General features: G+C 61.2%; 16 protein-coding genes. 1 reads left to right on the top strand and 15 read right to left on the bottom strand.

Features of this window, described 5'->3' with window-relative positions; genetic code table 11:
• Positions 1 to 111 precede the first annotated feature (111 nt).
• Both ABEL04_RS00780 and ABEL04_RS00775 read right to left on the bottom strand, forming a co-directional pair.
• Positions 112 to 471, bottom strand: a complete 360-nt coding sequence (locus tag ABEL04_RS00780) for a nuclear transport factor 2 family protein (RefSeq protein WP_375800464.1) — start codon at positions 469 to 471, stop codon at positions 112 to 114.
• 143 nt (positions 472 to 614) lie between these two features.
• Positions 615 to 1094 (bottom strand): MarR family winged helix-turn-helix transcriptional regulator, encoded by a 480-nt coding sequence (locus tag ABEL04_RS00775; protein WP_375800463.1) that lies wholly within the window; start codon positions 1092 to 1094, stop codon positions 615 to 617.
• 355 nt (positions 1095 to 1449) lie between these two features.
• On the opposite strand from ABEL04_RS00775, the gene ABEL04_RS00770 reads away from it, so the two are divergent.
• Complete coding sequence (locus ABEL04_RS00770; protein ID WP_375800462.1) at positions 1450 to 2904, top strand: N-acetylmuramoyl-L-alanine amidase; 1455 nt, start codon at positions 1450 to 1452, stop codon at positions 2902 to 2904.
• Between the two features lie 135 nt (positions 2905 to 3039).
• On the opposite strand, the gene gatC is transcribed toward ABEL04_RS00770, so the two are convergent.
• From gatC to ABEL04_RS00705, 13 genes are all read right to left on the bottom strand, one after another.
• The gene (gene gatC, locus ABEL04_RS00765; RefSeq protein ID WP_375800466.1) at positions 3040 to 3327 is read right to left on the bottom strand and encodes an Asp-tRNA(Asn)/Glu-tRNA(Gln) amidotransferase subunit GatC; all 288 of its coding nucleotides are present in this window, start codon (positions 3325 to 3327) and stop codon (positions 3040 to 3042) included.
• A 217-nt stretch (positions 3328 to 3544) separates the two neighbouring features.
• Positions 3545 to 4351, bottom strand: a complete 807-nt coding sequence (locus ABEL04_RS00760; protein WP_375800461.1) for a sugar phosphate isomerase/epimerase family protein — start codon at positions 4349 to 4351, stop codon at positions 3545 to 3547.
• A gap of 121 nt (positions 4352 to 4472) precedes the next feature.
• On the bottom strand, positions 4473 to 5864 hold the full coding sequence (locus tag ABEL04_RS00755; protein WP_375800460.1) for a type II and III secretion system protein: 1392 nt from the start codon (positions 5862 to 5864) through the stop codon (positions 4473 to 4475).
• A 119-nt stretch (positions 5865 to 5983) separates the two neighbouring features.
• The gene (locus ABEL04_RS00750; RefSeq protein WP_375800459.1) at positions 5984 to 6982 is read right to left on the bottom strand and encodes a hypothetical protein; all 999 of its coding nucleotides are present in this window, start codon (positions 6980 to 6982) and stop codon (positions 5984 to 5986) included.
• 312 nt (positions 6983 to 7294) lie between these two features.
• The gene (locus ABEL04_RS00745; RefSeq protein ID WP_375800458.1) at positions 7295 to 9454 is read right to left on the bottom strand and encodes an SPOR domain-containing protein; all 2160 of its coding nucleotides are present in this window, start codon (positions 9452 to 9454) and stop codon (positions 7295 to 7297) included.
• A 334-nt stretch (positions 9455 to 9788) separates the two neighbouring features.
• Positions 9789 to 10976 (bottom strand): type IV pilus twitching motility protein PilT, encoded by a 1188-nt coding sequence (locus ABEL04_RS00740; protein ID WP_375800465.1) that lies wholly within the window; start codon positions 10974 to 10976, stop codon positions 9789 to 9791.
• A gap of 310 nt (positions 10977 to 11286) precedes the next feature.
• Positions 11287 to 12345: a hypothetical protein gene (locus ABEL04_RS00735; protein WP_375800457.1), complete on the bottom strand. Its 1059-nt coding sequence runs from the start codon at positions 12343 to 12345 to the stop codon at positions 11287 to 11289.
• Between the two features lie 183 nt (positions 12346 to 12528).
• Positions 12529 to 13113, bottom strand: a complete 585-nt coding sequence (locus ABEL04_RS00730) for a hypothetical protein (protein ID WP_375800456.1) — start codon at positions 13111 to 13113, stop codon at positions 12529 to 12531.
• Between the two features lie 56 nt (positions 13114 to 13169).
• Positions 13170 to 13694 (bottom strand): hypothetical protein, encoded by a 525-nt coding sequence (locus ABEL04_RS00725; protein WP_375800455.1) that lies wholly within the window; start codon positions 13692 to 13694, stop codon positions 13170 to 13172.
• Between the two features lie 329 nt (positions 13695 to 14023).
• Positions 14024 to 16243 (bottom strand): ATPase, T2SS/T4P/T4SS family, encoded by a 2220-nt coding sequence (locus tag ABEL04_RS00720; protein ID WP_375800454.1) that lies wholly within the window; start codon positions 16241 to 16243, stop codon positions 14024 to 14026.
• A 55-nt stretch (positions 16244 to 16298) separates the two neighbouring features.
• Positions 16299 to 17669: a type II secretion system F family protein gene (locus tag ABEL04_RS00715; protein ID WP_375800453.1), complete on the bottom strand. Its 1371-nt coding sequence runs from the start codon at positions 17667 to 17669 to the stop codon at positions 16299 to 16301.
• Positions 17670 to 18211: 542 nt separating this feature from the next.
• On the bottom strand, positions 18212 to 18691 hold the full coding sequence (locus tag ABEL04_RS00710; RefSeq protein ID WP_375800452.1) for a hypothetical protein: 480 nt from the start codon (positions 18689 to 18691) through the stop codon (positions 18212 to 18214).
• Positions 18692 to 18727: 36 nt separating this feature from the next.
• Positions 18728 to 19784 (bottom strand): hypothetical protein (locus ABEL04_RS00705; RefSeq protein WP_375800451.1); only part of this gene is annotated, 1057 nt, incomplete at its 5' end.

Below are 19784 nucleotides of genomic sequence, written 5' to 3'. Positions count from 1 at the left end.
CGCTCCCGAATAGAAATCCCCGGAGTCAAACCAACTCCGGGGACTTCTCTTGGTGGGGGAGGAACCGCGCGGAAATTCGGGGTTCCATTCTGAGAGCGCTTCCGACGGCCGTTATCCGAGCTTGTAGAACTTCTCGTGGGTCACTTGGCCCTCATCGTTCCAGGTGCGGACGGCAACTTGCCGCTGCTGAACCCGACCCACCCCTTCGAGGGTCATGTCGTTTTCCCACTCCGAAAAGGTCACATTGTTTTCCTCGTCAACTGCCCGCGCCACCACTTCGGCGGAATGGAATTCTTCGAGGGAGCCGACGAAGTGCTCCTCGTACTCCCGGTTCGCCTCCTTGCCGACGCGCTCGTCCCCGTCTTCCTCCATGACGATATCGTCGGCGTAGAACTTGTCGAAGGCCTCCAGAATCTTGCCCTGGAGGATCATGTCGTTCAGTTCCTGGTCCTGCGTGTCTAGATCACTCATTGTTTGTGGGGGTTGATCCATGAAATCGAACGATGCAGGGTGCGCAGGGTCTTCGTCGGATGCCCGAACGCCGCACACCCGCGGGACAGGCCGAATGAACGATACAGCCGTCCCGCACTATTTGTTGAAACATGTTTTTGAGACTACTCGTCGTGCTCGTATCCTGCGTAGATGCCCTCACAGATGCGAGAGAGATGCTGAAGGTCTCGGTCGGACACTCGCTCGTCGAACCAGCGTTGGACGGCTCGAATGTCGGGATTCATCTCGTCGAGCAGGGCGAGCCCTTCGTCCGTGATGGTATGAATCGTCATCCGGCGGTCCTCTTCGCTCTCTGATCGTCGGACGAGTCCCCGGTCTACAAGCTTATCGATCAGGCGGGTCACGTCGGGGGAAGGATCCAGCATCCGCTCGATGATCTCACAGCGGGGATGCCCGTCGGGATGGACCCCACGGAGGATGCGAAGGACGTTGTGATGACTGAACTGGAGATCGTACTGCTGGCAGACCTCCTCGACGCGTCGGCGCACGTGTGCAGCGGCGACAAAGAGATTCAACATCGCGTCCTGCGCCTGATCGTCGAAGGGAACCGTTTGCTTAATGCGATTGCGCAGGATGCGTCCCATGGCCGAAGTAGCAATGTTTGCACTTCACCAATTCCGTGTAGGAACACACATAAATACGGACAGACCGTTCCCCGCGACCGGAGTCCTGATGATGTCCTCACAGATTCTCCATTGCACCTCCCGCACGTCTCCACGGTGGGACAGCCGTTCTGAGCCTCAGCCCACCGGTGCGGCCACAAAACGCACGACAGGTCGCCCCGAGTGCCGCCGGGGCCCCACCATCAACAGCAAGCGTTGACGCCGCGCCGAGAAGAACGCGGCCTACACTGTGGCGGGTTCGAATGATTTGGAATTGTGCTCGATTGATACTGTTTTTCTTTAGAAGGTATGCTTTTTCAAAAAGGAGAGCGCCGCCATGGAGGCCAAACCGCCTTTTCTGTACGCCGTTCTCGTGGTTCTTCTTGCCGGATGGAGCGTTCCTACTCACGCTCAGGCCCCGAACACGGGCGCCTCTTCCGTCCAGCGCGCTCGCCTCCACCTGTCGGCGGCCGACTGGCGCAGTGCGGCCAAGGCCGCATCCGGCATCCGGGTTGACGAGGCCGTACGCCTGCGGAGGGGGGCAGACACGGGGACGGTCCTCTCTTCAGTGATCGGTCTTCCTTTTCCCGCGAACGCGGTCGGACTGCACTGGGACGCGGACGTACCGGACGGGGCGGACCTCAGGATCGAACTCCGGACGAGCACAGACCGCAGTACGTGGACCGAGTGGGTAATTCTCCCCCATCGAACGCCGGTTTCCGCTCCTCCCAGTGACGCTGAACACGCAGCGTCCTACGTGGGAGACGTCGCGGCAGGCCCCCTCCTGGTGAAGCCGGGCACCCGCTACGTGCAGGCGCGTCTCACCCTGCAGGCCACCGACACGGCCTCCCCCACCCTCCAGCGTCTTTCCTTTCACGTCATCAACTCGACAGACGGTCCCGCTCCCCCGAAAGACATCAGGGGACCGGGGGGAACGGCCGATACGTCGAAGCCCCGCATCTACGCGCGCAGCGAGTGGGGCGCGCAGCCCCCGTCGCAGGGCTACCAGTACGAGCGCGCTACGCACCTAGCCATCCATCACACAGCCACCGCTAGCGCCGGGGCCGCCGACACGTGGACGGACTGTGCGGCCGCCGTGCGGGCCATCCAAGACTTCCACATGAACACGCGAGGGTGGATCGACATCGGGTATAATTATCTCGTGTGCCAGACTGGGGCCATTTTTCAGGGACGAGAGGACGGAAACCCGACGCGGGACGTGGTGGCCGCCCATGACGGATACAACGACGGAAGCGTGGGCACGGCCGGGCTCGGGTACTTCCATCCTCCCGAGAACCAGCAACCCACACCGTCGCTCATCGACAGTTTCGTCGACCTCTTCGCCTGGATTGCACAGCGGCGCCGCATTCGCCCCCGAGGATTTAGCTTCTACGAAGGATACGGGCGCACTTTTCGCACCATCTACGGGCATCGGGACATTAAGGCGACAGCGTGCCCCGGAGATCTCTTTTACCCCAAGCGCTCTGCCATTGTGCGCCGCGTGGACGATCGCGTGGACCTGCCCCCGACCACGACGACCGTAAGCCGAAATATTCCGAACCCCGCCCGCTCGCAGACCCGATTCGAATTGGCGCTCTCCGCCCAGACGTCTGTCACCCTGCAGGTCTACGATCTTCTGGGACGGCGTGTCGCCACCCGGCGCTACGGGTCCTTTTCGCCCGGCACACACGAGGTGCACGTGCGCACGGCAAACTGGGCCGCGGGCACGTATCCGTACCGGCTTGTGCTGGACGAGCAGACGAAGACGGGATCGATTGAAGTGGTGCGCTGAGGCCAGAAGCCAGGCCCCAATCCTCCTGACTGTCTCTGATCCCCGGCGGCCTCTCGTGGAGAGTAGTGGTTTCCTCTCCGTTCCACGACATCGCCCCAGCACCCGGGAGGCTTTGCCGCGCGGTGGGCACAGGGACTACTCGATCACCTTCGGCACCTGGAAGTGCTCATCGTCGTCCTCCGGGGCAGGTTCAAGGGCCTGTTCTCGGTTGATACGGGTCTCAACCTCGTCTGCACGGAAGACGTTCGTGACGTCCAGGACGTGCGACATCGGGCGCACTCCAGACGTGTCCAGTTCGTTGAGCTTGTCGACGTAGTCGAGGATTCGGCTTAGCTCCTCGGCCATCTGTCGCTCTTCCTCCTCCGAGAAGTCGAGTCGGGCGAGCTGTGCGACGTGCTGGACGTCGTCCCGGGATACAGCCATGAGCACTTGCACCGTGTCTGTGATGAGGACATCGCGAAGTCTGCGCACGATACGGATGGAATTCCGGGGGAGTTTCCGGACCGCGGTCCTTGCGGACATGGGGGTCGTGCCCCTGGACGCTGCCCCGGGTCCGGCTCACTCCGGATTCGTGAGGGCCTCCTGCGAGAGGCAAGTGTCCTGCGAGAGCCAGGGTTCGCGGGTCCGGAAGAGGGTCTCCTTACCGGTCCCCCGATACGGCCTCGGCCCGCACGTCACGGACCATCTGGATGAGGGTTGTGGCCGATCGGAGGCCGTGTTTCGGCCGCGGTTCCTGGTAAATTTCGAGGCTGATGGGTCCCCGGAAGCCCTGTGCGGACAACTGTTCCAGCTGCTCCCTCCACCCGACGGCTCCGTCCCCGAGGGGACGCTCGACCCAGCGTCCTCCTTCGACGCCGCCATCGCTGCAACGAACAAGCGTCACGAGTCCCGCGAGTGCCATCAATCCCTCCGTGGGATCCTCGCCGGCCCGAAGTGCCCCGACAGGGTTCCAGGCCGCTCGTACACTCGAGGCGTCCACACGGCCTAGCAGTTCGGCGAGGGCCTGACCGGTCGGGCACGCGGTCTCGGGGCCGTTGCGGACGGCGATCAGAACGTCATGCTCGTCTGCTTTCTCACCGGCCCGCTGTAGGGCCTCGGCCATCGGCTCCATGGAACGGCCGGGCTCCGCCGCGAACGGGGCGATGGTGACTCGGGGGCAGCCAACTCGCTGGCACAGCTCGAGGGTATCTTCGAACCGGAGAAGGTCGTTCATCCAGGCGGCACGGTCGCTCACTGGCCCCTCAAACACGCTCGGGACCACGCTGGAGAGGAGCAGGTCCGTGCCCTCAATCTGGGTCCGGATCTGTTTCTCGTTGACGAAGGGGACCCGGTCATCGGGGCCACCGACGGTCCGTAGCTCCATGCCGTGCAGGCCCCAGAGTTGGGTGTAGTGAATAGCCCGGTTCAGGTCACTCGTCACCGTGTCGGTGAGCCAGACGGGAATCATGGGCGCACGTCGCGGACACGTTTGGAGGCACGAAAGCGCTCCCCTGTATCAGACGCCGGAACGGGTGTTCCTGCCCCCGCAAGTCGGCGGGCCGCGGGCGTGCGGAACCGGGCCCGGACCGCTAGCGGTCCGGATTTTCACGACTCTCGTCTTCGTCCTGCTTCGACTCGGACTTGGGTTTGGGGAACCAATCCTGCTCTGTGTACCGCTTTCCGAGCCGCTTCAAGGCCTCACGGGCGTTGCGGCGGCGGCTGTCGATGAGCTCATCCTTGCGCGCCTGTTTCGCTCGGGCCCGAAGCGGCTCCACAATCTCCGCCTGGAGCACAATGAGGAGCTCTTGCTCGGTGACGTTCGTCGTCGTTGTGCCAAAGATGTACCGAAGCCCGAAGAACCACCCCGGCAGGTCCTTCAGGATTGGGACTCCACTTCGGGTTTTCGTCTTCTGCTTCGAGATGAGACCCCCAATGACGGTCGCCCCTCCATCGAGCAGAAGCACCTGCGTGTTCGCCTGATTTCGGTTGATGACAGGGCCCGAAGGGGACGGCTGGCTGTTGGAGTCTTCAACCTTCACGTCCATGTGGATGAAGTCGATGACGGGAGCCCCAGACGTATCGGCAGTAGGCTGACTGAGCAGGGTCGGCGTGACGTCGACGATGATGCCGGTCTCGAAGAAGCGCGTCACCGTGTTGCCCGCAAAGTCCTGCGTCTGGACCGGGATGTCCTGTCCGATCTGGATCTGACCTTGCTCTCCGCTCTGGACGGTCACCTGCGGATTTGCGATCGTTCGTCCCACGTTCTCTTGCTCAAGCAAATTGAGAAATCGCCGGAAGCGACCGAGAGTGATCTGCTCAGGGGCCTGCAGGATATTATCGACGCTTTCGAAGAGATTGTCGGTCTTGATGGAGAAGGTCCCCTGCTGGCCCTGCCCGCCCTGTCCTCCAGACCCGCCCTGTCCTCCCGAACCACCTTGTCCTCCAGACCCGCCCTGCTGGAGAGATCCAAGGATCTCGTTCCACCGTAGGCCCTGGTCTCGGACCTTCGTAAGGTTCAGATTGAAAAGAATCGCGTTGATCCGAATTTCGCGGGTCCCGAGCGTGGCGGGGGGGGATCCACTCGTATCCTGCGGGACTCGGCCTTCACTCTGCTGGGGCTTTCGGACGAGGAAAACCGTCTCCGTCTCCTGGTAGGCCAAATCATTTGCCTGTAGGACCTTTTCGAAGGCATCGAAGTAGTGCATGCCCGAGATGGGGACTCGGATGGGAATCGTCCGGTTCTTCGGGTCCACGATTCGCTTTCCCAGCTCTCGTTCGAAGACCGGGTTGAGGAGCTCGATGAACTGGTTCAGGGGAGTGTTCTTCCGAAACGAAACCAGTTTCTCGGGGGGGATGTAGGTCCGCGTCTTTCGCTGACTCGGACGCTCCTGTGCCGCGGCCGGCAGAATGGGAGCGCCCAGCAGGACGCCCGCGACCAGGCCGGCGATTAAGCAGCGAATCGTGAGCAGAGTGCGTTCCATGGTCGGATCTACCTACAGGGAGAATGCTATGCAGAGAAGAACGTGCAAGGGACAGCAGAGCAGTTCCGCTGGCTCTCCCCTTTTCTATCGGCGATGACGTGAATTGACTGTTGCAAGTATTATTCCTGCTGTCCCCCCGAATTCTGCCCCTCTCGGTTACGGAGTCGTTGGAGGAGGCTGTCGGCATCTAGGGTGAGCTCCACCTTCTCAACCACACCCCCCTTATTCAGCCGAGCGACAACCCGGCCTTTGGTGGCGTTCACCTCGACGATTCGGCCTAGGTACACCCGGTCCCCTTCCGCGACACGCTCAAATCCATCCCCTGTCTCGAAGACGGCTCGCCCGTCGACAATCGAGACGAGCGTGGCCGACTCGACGTTCAGGCGCCCGTACTCGTTCGGAGGAATCTGCTCGAATACGAGGGGATAGAAGGGATTCCGCTCGGGCGCTGGATCGGGGAGGACGCGTGAAGGGAGCGGGGGACTCGTGGACGTTTGGACCACCGGAAGTCCCTCCACTTCCCGCTCGTCGGAGGGTCGATTCTGTTCGATCTTGTCGACCGCCCCGAAAACGGCCTGTACGTTCATCTGGAAGGACACTAGGACCTCCATTGTCGTGCGGTTCGTCTCCTCATCCTGTGTGCGCTTCTCGAGGTAGCTCAGACTGAGATCGCGGATCCGGTAAAAAGGACGGCTGTTTTCGACCGTCCACACGAACCGGTACAGGCTTTTGAAGGAGGCTTCCCCCTCGGCACTGAAGGTTCGGACGCTGTATCCGTTTCGCTTCTCCACGCCCTCCGAGGTCACGTTGAACGTCTTGAATCCCGTCTGTGTGAGTTCCGTCAGGTAGTTCACGGCGGCTGGCGACGAGACGGTTTCGGGGATGATTTTGTACCGGGTGCGCCACCGTTGTCGCAGCGTGTCGAGCGTGGCCCTCGCCTTCGTGAGGTTGGCTTGGAGCGTTCGGATGTTCTCCTGCTCTTCCCGCTTCGCCTCAATCTCCTGCTCCAGTGCGTTGAGCGTGTTCTGCTGACGGAAATACGTCAGGTACGTGCCGCTCGCAATCAGGAGAGCGAGGCAGGTGAGGAGGAGAATCTGGTTGGAGCCAACGTTGAACATGAGGCGTTCAATTGATGCCGAAGAAATATAGGCAGCGCTGGTGCCATCGCGTCCGAAGAGCGTCCTCGATGGTCGTGCCACCCGCAGCGTCAGAGGGCGCGTGATTTTGGGCTCCCTGACGAGGGTCCCACGCGGAAGAGGATGACCTTCGGGGGGTCACCTCAGCAGAGGGCGGGATGACGCTGCTCGGGCAGGCAGGCCTGCGGCGCTAAATTTGATGTCGCTTCTGGAATGGGGAGTGACGATTGGTGCTGCAGTGCATGCCAGACAGGGATCTGTGGACGTCCCCTTGCGGGTCAGGCCTCGTGGGGTTCATGGAGTCTCCGAGATGGTATCCGTTCCCGCCTGCCCCGAGGAATACCTGTGCATCCATGCGTCCTCCGGGAGGCGCTCCCCGTTCTCCTGGAGCGTGGACCATCCGGCTTCGAACGAGGAGAAGGTTCCGACGCCTACACGGTACCGGCCTTTCCCGGAACTGTATCGTATTTGAACGGGATAGTCCGCCGTGCTCAGGCGATCCCGATACTCTTGGGCAACCTGCTCGGCCGCCTGCTTCTCCACCAGAGAGGCGACGACGACGGTCCAGGTGTCGGCTCCCGACGAGTCTGCGGCGGGGGCTGGGGGGGAGGAGGACGCGTTGGCAACGGCTTCGCCGGGGGGCGACGTTGCCGTGCCGGCAATTCGGGAGGTGTCGCGCTCCGATTCGGACGGAGGAGGCGTCGTTGAGTCCACCGCGGCAGTTTGGGTCGATTCGGTCGACGAGGTTGCGGTCGAACGTTGCTTGCGCCAGTAGGTGACGGCCCTGGGCTTGGCCATGTCAAGAGGAATCGCAAGCTCAAAGTTGTACAGGGGCACGTCCCGCACCTCGGTAAAGGTCAGGCTGTTGATCTGGCCCTCCAACCGCCGGGCCAGTTGGACCACGTGGGACCGGGCCTTCGATTTTCCGGTCACGGAAACTGCCGTGTCGCTCACCGGACTCCACTGCTCGATGGAGAGTCCCTCGATGGCGTCGATCTGGGCCGTGACGGTGGCCATTCCTTTGCTCCACTTGTTGCTTCCCCGGAGGAGGCCCTGAATGACCTCAAGGCCCGCCGAATACTGGGCCGCTGTGGACTGGACGCTGTCGATGCGCCGTTGCAGTGCTTGCGGGTCTGCTTGCTCGACCTGTCGCTCCAGGGCCCTCAGTTTCGTCCGCCGTTCGCCGATCGCCTGTGCGTTCGCGATGTAGTACCAGACAAATCCGAGGGTTGCGACGGCAAGCAGAGCGAGCAGGACAGGCACCGACCATCCGACCGGAATTCGGAAGCGCCTTCTGGTGTAGTCCTCCGGCAGGAGATTGACCGACTGGAAGAAGGGTTCGTAGTCCGGATCGTCGAGAAGACGGAGGGCCGCACCGGTCGTCGCCGCGTAGGTGTCCGAGTCCGTCTCCGCTCCACCAGGTAGATGCGTGCGAAGCAGGCGGAGGTTCGCACTCGCAAAATACGACTTGAAGGCGTCTGCAAGGACCTCCTCATTTTGCTCCGCGATTAGGAGAATGTGCTGCACCTCTCCGATTCCGTACTCGTCCTGCAGGAGGAGCACCCGACTGCAGACGGTCTCGGCGGAGTCCTCCGCGGTGAGCTCGGGCAGGTGCTCCGATTGAAGCAGCGTATTGCCCTTCATGAAGAGGACAGCCGTGTCGTCGGAGCCGGATCGCACCAGAATCGTCTTCTCGGGCGTCTCCGGGGGAAGCTGGAGAATCGACCGGGCAAGCCCCAGGTACAGAGAGGGCTCCGCGTCGAGCAGACGGGCCTTTGGGGTGCGCGAAAGGGTCTGCTCCTGCATCGTCGAGAGGGTGCGAAGCACCGGGTTCACCGGCCGAACAATGAGGGCCAGCACACGCTGGCGGCCATCTCCCGTCCGGTGCATCGGCACGAAGCCCACCCGCTCCTCGTCCACACCGCCCTCGTACTGTTCCTCGAGCATCTCGAGGAGGGCAGACCGAGAGGTCGGCAGCGGGAGGCCACGCTTTCCTTCCGCGTGCTCCTCTCCCTCGTCCGGCGGAAGCCGGAGCTCGACCTCGTCAATCTCTGAGGCCGCGCTGCAGAAGGCAATTTCCGGGTCCTCGTATCCCCGCTCCGCGCACTCGTCGAGGACCTGATCGAGTTCCGCCTGGAAATTCCACGTCTCCGTGCCGCTGTCCAGCCCTGCCAGGTCGTCGTCCCCACCGTCGAGCTCGTCAAATTCCGACCCCATGAACATGTCCCCCCCGCCTCCCTCATCGCCGAACTGGATCGTCACGTCGTCCGGTTCCTCCTCCACGCCGGGCGTTCCTTCTTCCGGCCCCGAAAACGGAAGCGCGGCGTCCCCGGCCCCGGTCTGAGAGGCACTCATCTTGAACTGGACGACCGCTCCCTCCTCATCCGTGCGCTCCACCAGCACGGCGTGGAGGGCCTTGGCCGACACCATGATACCCAGTGCGTATGTGCTCATCCGCTTGGAACTGTGGGAGGGAAATTCGTGAGGAGCAGGGGCCCCCCGCTGCCCCGAGTTGATCGAGCGCGAGGCGGCCACGAGGGTTCTGTCGAGCCCCACGCTTCAACCATGCAACCTTCGTTCCAAGTTTGTCCACCAGTCGAGCAAGGACGAGAAGGAGCCCCGAAAAGAACGGTTCGGGGACGACCCTGCCGCGTATTGGAACGTTCAGGTGGGGACGCGGCAGCCGGAGACGTCGCTGTATTTCGTGAACGTCGAAAAGCCCCGGGGAGACCTGGACTCGGGGTCCAACGAACCCTGAGATGCGAGCCCTGAGATGACGTTCAGGGGATCATGCCAGACGGTTGAGCCGCTTCTTGTTGTTCGCGTAGTCCATCGCGTCTTCCGGCTTAATTTTGCGCTTGCGGACCAGACGATACAGGTCTTGTTCGAGGGTCGTTTGGCCCTGCTTGCCCCCCTCCCACATCATTTGGTAAACTTCCCCCACGTTGTCGTTTTTGATGGCCGCTCGGGCCGACGAGTCGACCCAGAGCACTTCCTTGGCGAGCTGGCGTCCCCCCCCGATTTTTGGGAGCAGCTTCTGTGACACAACGCAGCGCAGAACGTCCGCGAGCCGGTGGCGGACCCGCTGCTGCTCCTCGGGGGGCACCTCAGCGACGATGCGGTCGATGGTTTCCATGGCCGAAGAGGTGTGGAGCGTCGAGAAGACCTTGTGGCCCGAATCGGTAATCTCAAGGGCCGCCTGGATGGTCGCCGGGTCCCGCATTTCCCCGATCATGACGATGTCGGGGTCCTGCCGGAGGGCCTGCGTGATGCCCGCCTTGAAGGTTTCCACGTCCTTTCCCACCTCTCGGTGCCGGACGATGCACTTCTTGGGCTTGTGCATGTACTCGACCGGTTGGGCGATGATGACGATGTGGCCGGGAAAGTCCTGATTGTTGGCGTCGATGATGGCGTCGAGCGTGGTGCTTTTGCCCGACCCCGTAACGCCGGTGATGAGGGTAAGCCCGTCCCGCACGTGCCGAAACATCATGCCCTTCTGGATTTTCGGATGGAAGCCCAGATCGTCGAGTGCGAACACCTCGTCGGTGATGGCGCGCATGTTGAGTGCGGCGTGATCATAGTCCGAGTACGCCGTGGCCCGAAAGCGACGGGGCCGCCCGTCGTGGCTCTCCACATCGAGGCGATACGAAAAGTCAGCCGCCCCCTCCTCCAAGAGCTCCCGCGTTTGCTTCTCGTTGAGAAGATTGAGGATGAGAATGTCCGTTTCGAGGGCCTCGTAAGTGCCCATGTCCTCTTCCCGTCGCTTGTCCCCATCGACCCGATACCACACATGGCCATCGCAGGCGCGCCCGCCCAGGTCCATGTCGCTAGCGTCGAGCTCCAGCGTGCGTTTTGCGAATCGGCGTATGCGGCCTCGGAGCGTACTCTCCTCCTCCGGGGAGAGCTCGTCCGTCTTTTCTGCCAAGTATCGGAGCCGCCGCTGCCCCCGGTACGCCTCCGGGATGGAATTAATGATGCGCTGACAGGCGTCCGGGAGAGACGCCCCGGAAACTGGATCGGAATGTCTGTTTCGACCGTCCGTTTTTTCGTTGAGGGGTGAAGTATCTTCAAGTGTATTTTGAGACACGGGGGAGCCAGGTTCATTCAAATGAGCCAGAAGCGACGCAACCCGCCGCACAAACTGAAAGCAAAACGCACGCCGAACGCCAGCACATAAAGTAAACCGCAAGTCGAATCTGCTCGACCTGCGGTTTGCTTCCTCCGAACACCCACTTCCTTCAACCGGAAGGAGCGGGACAGTAAGGCGGGGCGGACCTGTCGCCCATTCATCGAACGAGCCCCCCGGAACGGTTCGTAACTTGAACGATCGTCGTGCTGAGAGAAGAGACCGTGTTGAAGTATTTCTCAATCTTCTCGGAATTGTACTGCACCCGGTTTCCGCCATTCATGTCGAGCTCCGTATTCCCCTCCATCAGGAGGCCCCCATTGATGTTGGCTGTACCACCACCTCCGTTGATTCGGATCGATCCGCCGTCGGCGACGTAGACGGGCCCGTTCCACTGCGCTTGGCCGTTGATCACCATGTCCCCCTTCACATAGAGAATGCCGCTGCCGGTACTGCTGCCATTCAACCGACAACTACTAGACGGTCCCCCACTGTTTCCGTTACCATTACCGTTTCCGTTTCCGGAATTATCCCCACTTTCGCAAACGGTCACATCGTCGGAGCCTCGACTGGCCTGACTCTCGATCTCGGACTTGAGGTTGTCCATCTCATTATCGATCCATTCCTCTAGCGCCTGGGATCGACTGCTCACATCACATCCGTCGCCTTTTCCTTCCACTTTATCTCCAAACTCATCGCAGACATCCTTCTCGTCTTGATCCTGTGTCCCCGAGTGCGGCAGACTGATGCCGCGCCGGTTCTCGCCCCCGGCGGGATCGATTCCTGATACGCAGGGGCCTCCACTGCACCCAGGCCCAGAGACATTAAAATCCACCGAGCCTCCCGCCGTAATCCCGTTAAACAATCCGCTCACTACCTCTTTCTGTTCAGCCTTCCCGGTAATTCTATAGGTTACGCCTCCAAAGTGCCCAACTGCGGTGAGGGACACTGGCCCGCTCGATGGACCGCTCGCGGTCAAATCAAAGGTCCCTCCCTCGTAGGCAACCTCCGTGCGCTGGACTCGCCAACTCGTGAAGTCTCGCTTCAGGTTGCTCAACCCCATTTCGAAGGCCGAGAGGGCGATTTGCCGGGCAAGGACCGTTTCTTGTCGTGTCACTTGCGACTGATTCGTGTCCAGGTCGGTCCGCAGCCCCTGATTTGCCAGGATCGTCGTGCTGAGGGCGATGGCGAGGGTGGCGAGAACGATGTATTTACCCATGAGACCTTCTTAGTTCTGCAATGTGCCGATGGACTGGACTTTTCTATAAAGTAGTAAATCACCCACCATTGATTGGAGCAAAAAAAATGCCATGTCAAATATAACAGGTTTAGCGGGCACTGGGCCTGGAAGAGAGGTATCTTTTACCCGAGAGCAGAACTTTCTGGACGGGATTTCGCTTTGCTATTCGTATGGAATCACGGCCGATCGACGGACCCTTCGCAGAAAAGTCTCTTCGCTCTGGAACGGGGCAATCACAGAAAATCGAACACGAATGCTCTCTACTTCGCTCGGGTTCGACACTGGAGTAGCATTTTTGTCCAGCTTATTCACCTCAAAATAGCCTAGGTTTGCGGGGCTCTGTCCCTTTTGCTGCCACGATCCGGAGCCCACCTTGCGGGAGCGAACGACCTCATACAGGGTCTCTGTCGTGCCGTCCACTGTACGGGTGCCAGCTTTCTCGAGCTCGTAGCGGGTTCTCACGAGCGTACCGCTTACAGTCTCGTACTTAAACGTGAATTCGGTGGTGTGCCACTTGGTCGAGTCCTGATGAGTCTGGAAAGCCGCGGCGTTGGAAGACATGTTCTTTCCGATCTCCCCTAGATCTTCTTCCAGCCACGTCGAAAAGTCCTGGGCCTGTGTCTTGGCTACATTTCGGGAGGTCCGGGCCGTATTGCTCTGAGTCGCTTCCGTCTGGATCGAGCTCAAGATTAGCAGAACGGTCATCGAAATGAGCGTGGCCACCAGGGTATCGTAAATGAAGGGCATGGGGTCTCGCGCTTATCTTTTCGGAAGATTTGTTGACTGCATCGGCCGACCAGAACTTACGGATACGATATCACTTCTGAATACTCGATGGGCTCTGGCAACCGAGGGCTCCCTGACGACGGATCGTCTTGAACCTCTACAATGACCTGTTTTCGACTGGATCGGGATCCCCCCGTGGATTGTAAATCCGGATCCACGTAGCGCACCCGCACGTCCACGTCGAAGTCAAATTTCCCCGTCGGAAAGGTGAAGGGAATGGAGGCCGTCTGCATTTCGTGGAAGTCGTCGACGTCGTCGCACGCATCGGACCCCCCAAAGGCCTGGCAGTCGTTGCCGGTCGAAAAGGGAGCCTCCGTAAATGCCGACGTGGGCACGATGCTGTCCCTGGGAACCCCCTCCGTGGCGTCGTCGAAGTCTCGCGCGCGTATCACCTGCAAGGTCTGAGCGGCCACCCCGAGGGCCATCTGCTGCATTTCTGCACGGACCACTTGTCCCTGACTCTGCATCCTCGCCTGCTTCTGATTGAAACTCAGGAAGGTAGCGATGAGCAGAGCAACGAGTGCAAGAAGCGTTTGCTTCATGGATTTATCGAGCTGTATCTACACGTGACCATTTCAGTTACGCCGTTCGCCTCTGTATCAGACTGCCCTTCCTTCCAATTCTGGCGCGGCGTGTGGGCGTCCGGGCGTGGGCCAGTGAGCCAGCCCTCTCGAATGCTAAGTGGGCTCGTGGAAAAAACGTTAGTTGCGCATCCGAAAAACCTAGACCAGTCGTTCCGCACCCCGATGCAGAATCTCCTCGAGGGAAGCAGTTTCGTGCAACCAAAAAATTCTGAGTCGAGCTCAGGATGCCGTGCTCACGTTTGGATTTTTCGGATACGCAGATTTTTAAAGTGCTTTTTCGCTCCTACTTAGGTCGCCACCACCCGCCTCATTTCCTCGACGGTGGTTTCTCCGTTCAAGACCGCCTGCCGGGCGGAGGCCTGCAGCGACCGCATGCCGTCTTCCTGCTGCGCGTGGTCGCGGATCTCTCCCTCGTCGACCATGCCCTCCGCCCCCACGATCATGTGCCGGATGGGCTGGGTAAAGTATAGGGCTTCCGCGATGGCCCGCCGGCCGTCGTAGCCCGTGCCCGAGCACCGGTTGCAGTTGGGATTGGCACCGGTGGTGTAGAAGGTCTCGTTCTCGATCTCTTCGTCGCTAAAGCCAAGCTGCTTGAGAAGGACCGGATCAGGATCCGTCTGCTTTTTCCTGCAGTCCGGACAGAGCGTCCGAAGGAGCCGCTGGGCCACGACCAAGTTGATGGCGTAGGCGATGAGGAACGGCTCAATGTCCATCTTGTAGAGCCGGCTCACCGCGCTCGGCGCGTCGTTGGTGTGGAGCGTCGAGAACGTGAGGTGCCCGGTGTTTGCGAGCTTGATGGCGAGTTCGGCCGTTACCTTGTCGCGCATCTCCCCCACCATGACCGTGTCCGGGTCGTGCCGGAGGACCGAACGCAGCGCGTCTTCGAGCTGCAGCTTGTCGCTGAGCTTGATCTGACGCGCCCCTTCGATCACGTACTCGACGGGATCCTCAATCGTGAGCACGTTCTCTCCGGGCCCGATGACCCGGTGGAGGGCCGCCACCAGGGTCGTGCTCTTTCCTGAGCCGGTGGGCCCGGTGAGAATGACCATGCCGTACGGCTGGTCGATGGCGTGCTCGAATCGATCGAGCGCCCGCGGCCCCAGGCCCAGCTTGTTGAGGTTCGTGATGACTTTCCGGTCGTCCAGGACCCGGATGACGACGCTTTCCGACTCGATGTCCTGGTTCGAGCCGGCAATGGGCATGATCGAAACCCGGTACCGGATGCGGGTCCCCTCGACGTCGCGCTGGATGAACCCGTCCTGTGCGGCATCGCTCTCAAACCGGTCGACGTTCATCGAGTTGTCCTTTACGACCGACAAGAGCGCCTCCGGATGGACGCGGTTCTCGGTATGCCAGTGGTTGAGCCGCCCGTTGATGCGGAAGTGAATCTCCACTTCGTTGTTGGCGTTCGGGAACAGGTGAATGTCGGACGCGCCCTCCCGCACCGCCTCGACCAGGGTCGCCTCGAAGAGATTGATAAGCGTGGAGCGGTTGATCTCCTCTTCGAGCCGCTCCTCGTCGACCAGATCCTCTTCCTCTTCGAAGTTCTGGCCGAGGTCGAGAGCCCGGTCCTCCTGAATGCGCTCGAGGTACTTGTTTCCCTGTGTGAGGGCTTCCGAAATCACCTCGTCGACGGCCGACCGGGGAGCATACTGGAGCTCAAACGCGTCGAGCCCGAGCGACCGGACGACCCGATGCACCTCGGGGCGCATGGGGTCGTGAGTAATCAAGTAGACCGTTTCGGCCTGTCCCTCCTTGGCCTGTTGCTTCCGGTACGGGACCACCCCCAGATCAACCAGGTGGTCTCGTTTTTCCTCGGAAAACTCCTCCATCGTCGACTGGACGAAGTCCAAATCGGGGGGCTGCTCGTTTAGGTCTGCCCCCGAGAAGGCGTAGATCCGCGACGCTCGCTCGTAGATGGTCTCCGCATCTACCTCTTCTCCCTGGGCGAGCACCCGCCAGAGCGAAACGTCGGTGTTTTGCTGTTCTCGCCGTTTCTGTGCGACCTCAACCTGTTCGGGGTCGACCACGCCGCGCCGAAGCAGCATCTCGACGACGCGATCGTTCGTCGCCGACGCGACGGGCTTGCTGGACGCCACCCGGGAGGCGAACTCGTCGACAAGGTCGGTGTCGATCTCGGACTCGAGCTCGTCGAGCTTGTCCAGGTCCGTGTCTCTGGGCTCGCCGGGGGAGGCGTCGGAGATGCTGGGCCCCGGCGAGCGGGGGCCGTCCTCCGTCGGGGATCTGCCGTCCCCCCTCGGGGCCGGCCCGTCTCCGGGAGACTCGGGAGCGCGGTTCCCGTTGACCTGAGCCGCCGCGTCTCCCGCGGGGGACGAGGCCGCATGCGCCTCCTCAAACTTGGAGGTCCGGTCGTCCGGGGCGAAGGGCGGCGTTGCGAAACGGGGAGAGTCTACCGGCCCAAGCGTGAGGGACTTCGGGCGGGCGCTCCTCGACGATGTCTCCTCCGAGGAGGCGTGCGAGAACGAGGGATTCGAGGTTGAATTCATCGCCGGAAAATCACGGGAGTAACGGGAAAGACGCGTCGTCGAGGCCCTGCACAATTTAGCCGCCGCCCATGCCCATCATGTCGGCCTGTGAGGGCTGTATGAAAGCCATTTCCGCGGAGAGGATGGTGAGAAAGAGTACGCCGATGGCGATGATGATCGACACTCCCGTCTGGATGCTCTGGACGGCCGCGTCAAGGCTGAGTTCGGTCTCCTTCTGGTAGTAATTGGCCAGTTGCTGGGCACTCTGCTGTACGCTTCCGGTTTCGGCCCCGCTCTTGAAGCGAGTGATGGCCATCGACGTGAAGACGCCACTGGCCTTGAGGGCGCGGTCGAGACTCGCCCCCTGGGCCGTCATCATGGGAATCGTAACGTTTCGAATGCGGTACTCCATGTACTTATTGCCACAGGCCTCGGCCGCGATGCGCAAGACGCGCAGGTTGTCGCCAGCGCCGGTGTAGAGGATGGCGAAGACGCGACAGAAGATCTCGATGTTGATTTTGTGCAGGAGCTTCCCGATCACCGGGATTTTGACCATGTACTTGTGGATGTAGAATTTGCCCTGGGACGTCCGTGCCCACGCAATGAAGGCCAGAATGGGGCCAACCGTGCCGATGAGCAGCCACACCCAGTTCCGGTCGAGCCAGTGCGAGAAGGCAAGCGACCATCGGGTCAGGGGGGGCATGGTCACGTCCATGCTCATGCCCTCGAACAGGCCCGCGGTGGCCGGCACGATGTACCAGACGTACCAGATCATCGCCCCGATCATGCCGATCGTGGTCACGGCCGGCATGATCATAGAGCTCCGCACCCGCGACTTGAATTCATCCTTCCGCTCTAGAAACTGAGCCGTGGACTCGTAGATCTCGGCCATGTTTCCACTCTTCGAGGCGATGCCCAGCATGTACGCGGTGAACTTGCCGAGCTTGTCGCGGTGCTTGTTGAACGCCTTCTCGGCGTCGGTCCCGCTTTTGAGGTCCGAGTGGATGTCCCGAATCACCTGCCGGAGACTTTTCGAGGACACGTCGTTCACCAGGAGCTCCAGCACCTCGTCGAACGGAAGATTTTCGCGGAGCAGGTTGGCCGCGAGCCGTACGAACATGATGAGGTCCGACTGCGGGGGCGAAAACTGGAAGTCAAACCACTTCTTTTGGACCCGAATGACCTCCAGCCCCATGTTGTCGAGGGCTTGCCGGACCTCGTCCTCGGAGTAGGCTTTTTGCTCGCCCTTCTGAACCTCCCCGTTCGGATGACGGACCTTGTAGAGGTAGGTGCGTCGTTTTTCGAGCTCGGCAGGCTTGAAGCCATGCTCCTCCGACAGATCGTCGACCTTCTCTCGGGCCTTGGTTTTGGACGAGGCCATCACCGTCCCCCGTACAGGCTCGCCCTGGGGGGTGACCCCTTGAAATCGGAATTCTCGGGTTGCCATGGTGCGGAGGGGGGATCTGTTCGGAGTGCGGTGCCATCCTCGACACACCCTGGTGGGAGCGGTCCGCCACCGGGGGATGCCTCGCGGGCGATCCAATCGCCCACACCGAGAGTCTAATTATCCATGCGGTGTGGATCACCCGGCGCAGGAATCATGCCGGATCGACATCCCCTCAGCGTCCGTTCCGAAATTCTCAATTGTAGGCTGCTCACCCGTCGACCGGCGGTTCCGAGTGGCGCTGAGGCGGACTCACGCCCTCAGGGAGGAGGGACTTCGCGCGGCAGGGCGCAGGCGCAGAGTTACATTTCGTAACTGCGGGGCATAGGAATTGCGAAGCGGACACGGCACATCTCCATGTTGCTTTGGGAGGCGTGTGTAGTCTCGCCGCCGCCGAAGTGCAGTGGTCCGCTCTCCTTCTGCAACGTCCACGAGGGTCATAAACAGGCGTGCCGGAAGGGGATGTCCCAGGCGTCCGGGATCCGTCACGCGTCGCTGCTTCCCCCCTCGAGTTCGCCCTTCTCAATGCGAACGCGGGCCCCTCTCTACGGCGCCACGCCTGCCTTGAGATCGTCGGCCGACGTGCCGGTGATGCTCACACACACGCTCACGTCGTGCTCGCGGCTGTAGGCCTCGGCGGTATTGATGGGGTTGTTGTCGGGGCATGCGCTCTCGTTGTAGTCGTTGGGAAGCGAATTATGACCGTTGAGGCTATAGGTGGCCACCTGGTCGGTGTAGTCGTCGCCCCCGCTTCCGTCATCGACCGTATCGTAATGCTGTAGCTCACTGAATCCCACGACCAGTTCCCCGTCCTCGTTGTCTCCGGCGGTGCTGTTTTCCCGACGAAAGAGATCCGGACGCTTCGCATATTCCTGTACATCGACCGCGATGTGGAGGGCCGTCTGCGTCATCTGGTTGACGGCCGACCGGCGCTGGCCTTGATCGAAGGCGTCGATCCCGGCAATCGTCGCCAGCCCGATGATCAGGGTGGCGAGCACGAGAAGGAGGAGCTGTTGCTGTCCCATGGTGTTCTGTTGACCATTTGCGTGCAGGGTCTACCTTCAATCCACAGGTGAGGCCTCCGAACGGTCGGCGTCGACTCTTTCTTCGGTTTTCAATAGCTCCTCGTTGCTCGTCTCTCTCAAGCAGCGATGCTTCCGAAGACGAACCGTTTCGGGCTCCGGCTCCCGGTAGGGGGGAGGTGTCTTTTCCTCTATGAAGTACATGTCGACGCTCGACAGTCTCCGCGTACTGTCGTGCCGGGTGTTCCAGCGTTCGCAGAGCCATTTGGCGAAGTGGGGGCGCTGTTCGCTGAACTCCGATCGTCGCACGTTCATCAGGTACTTGCGCCACCGCTGGGTGGGGTACATGCTGGAAACATCCCCTGGCTTGTCAGTCGGGTCCCGAACGGAGGTCTCGTCGAAAAAAAGAGGGACTGTCTTGCCATTCTTCAGCGATCCTGACAGGACGTACCACCCATCAACCTTGAGCGGGTAGGGCGCGAACATCCCCCATTTTTGGTCTATGCGCACGTATTCTGCCGCGGTGCGCCATGACTTCGGCATTGACCAGCCGTTGTTGACCGTGTGAAGGTTCCAGGCCAGTGTGGTTCCGAGAGCGAGAACCACGAATACGGAGCCGATCACGGTGGGATAGCGCCGTAGTGGACGACGGCGAAGCCCTCTGTTGAGCAGGCCGCCGAGGCGGCCTCCCCGTCGCCCGACCCATGTGGCCACAGCTTCGAGCACGCGGTTGGTGAAGAGCCAATCCACGATCGAAACGCGAGAGCGGGCGACGAGTGCGGCCCAGGCGTCCCATCCACGACGCGAATGTTCGTCTTCGGCCTGGAAGTGCCATGTCTCGCACGCGGAATCAATTTCAATCTTGAGGCCTGGCAGAATGAGAAATGTCTCCACCAGATCGGCCATCTTCCCGGAGAGCCCAGACGGAACGGTGAGCCGACAACTCTCTCCGCGGACGTGAACCCGTTGGTCGAGCCAGTCCCAGACGGCGCTGGGCAGCAGGGCCAGCCAGGCCACACACATGATATAGCTGAAGAGGCCCAGCTGCATCGTAGCCGCGAAGCCGAGGTGCATCCCACAGAACAAAACGATGGCC

The sequence above is a fragment of the Salinibacter sp. genome, assembly GCF_042218895.1.
GTDB lineage: Bacteria > Bacteroidota > Rhodothermia > Rhodothermales > Salinibacteraceae > Salinibacter.
This window is presented reverse-complemented; position numbering and strand designations above follow the sequence as displayed.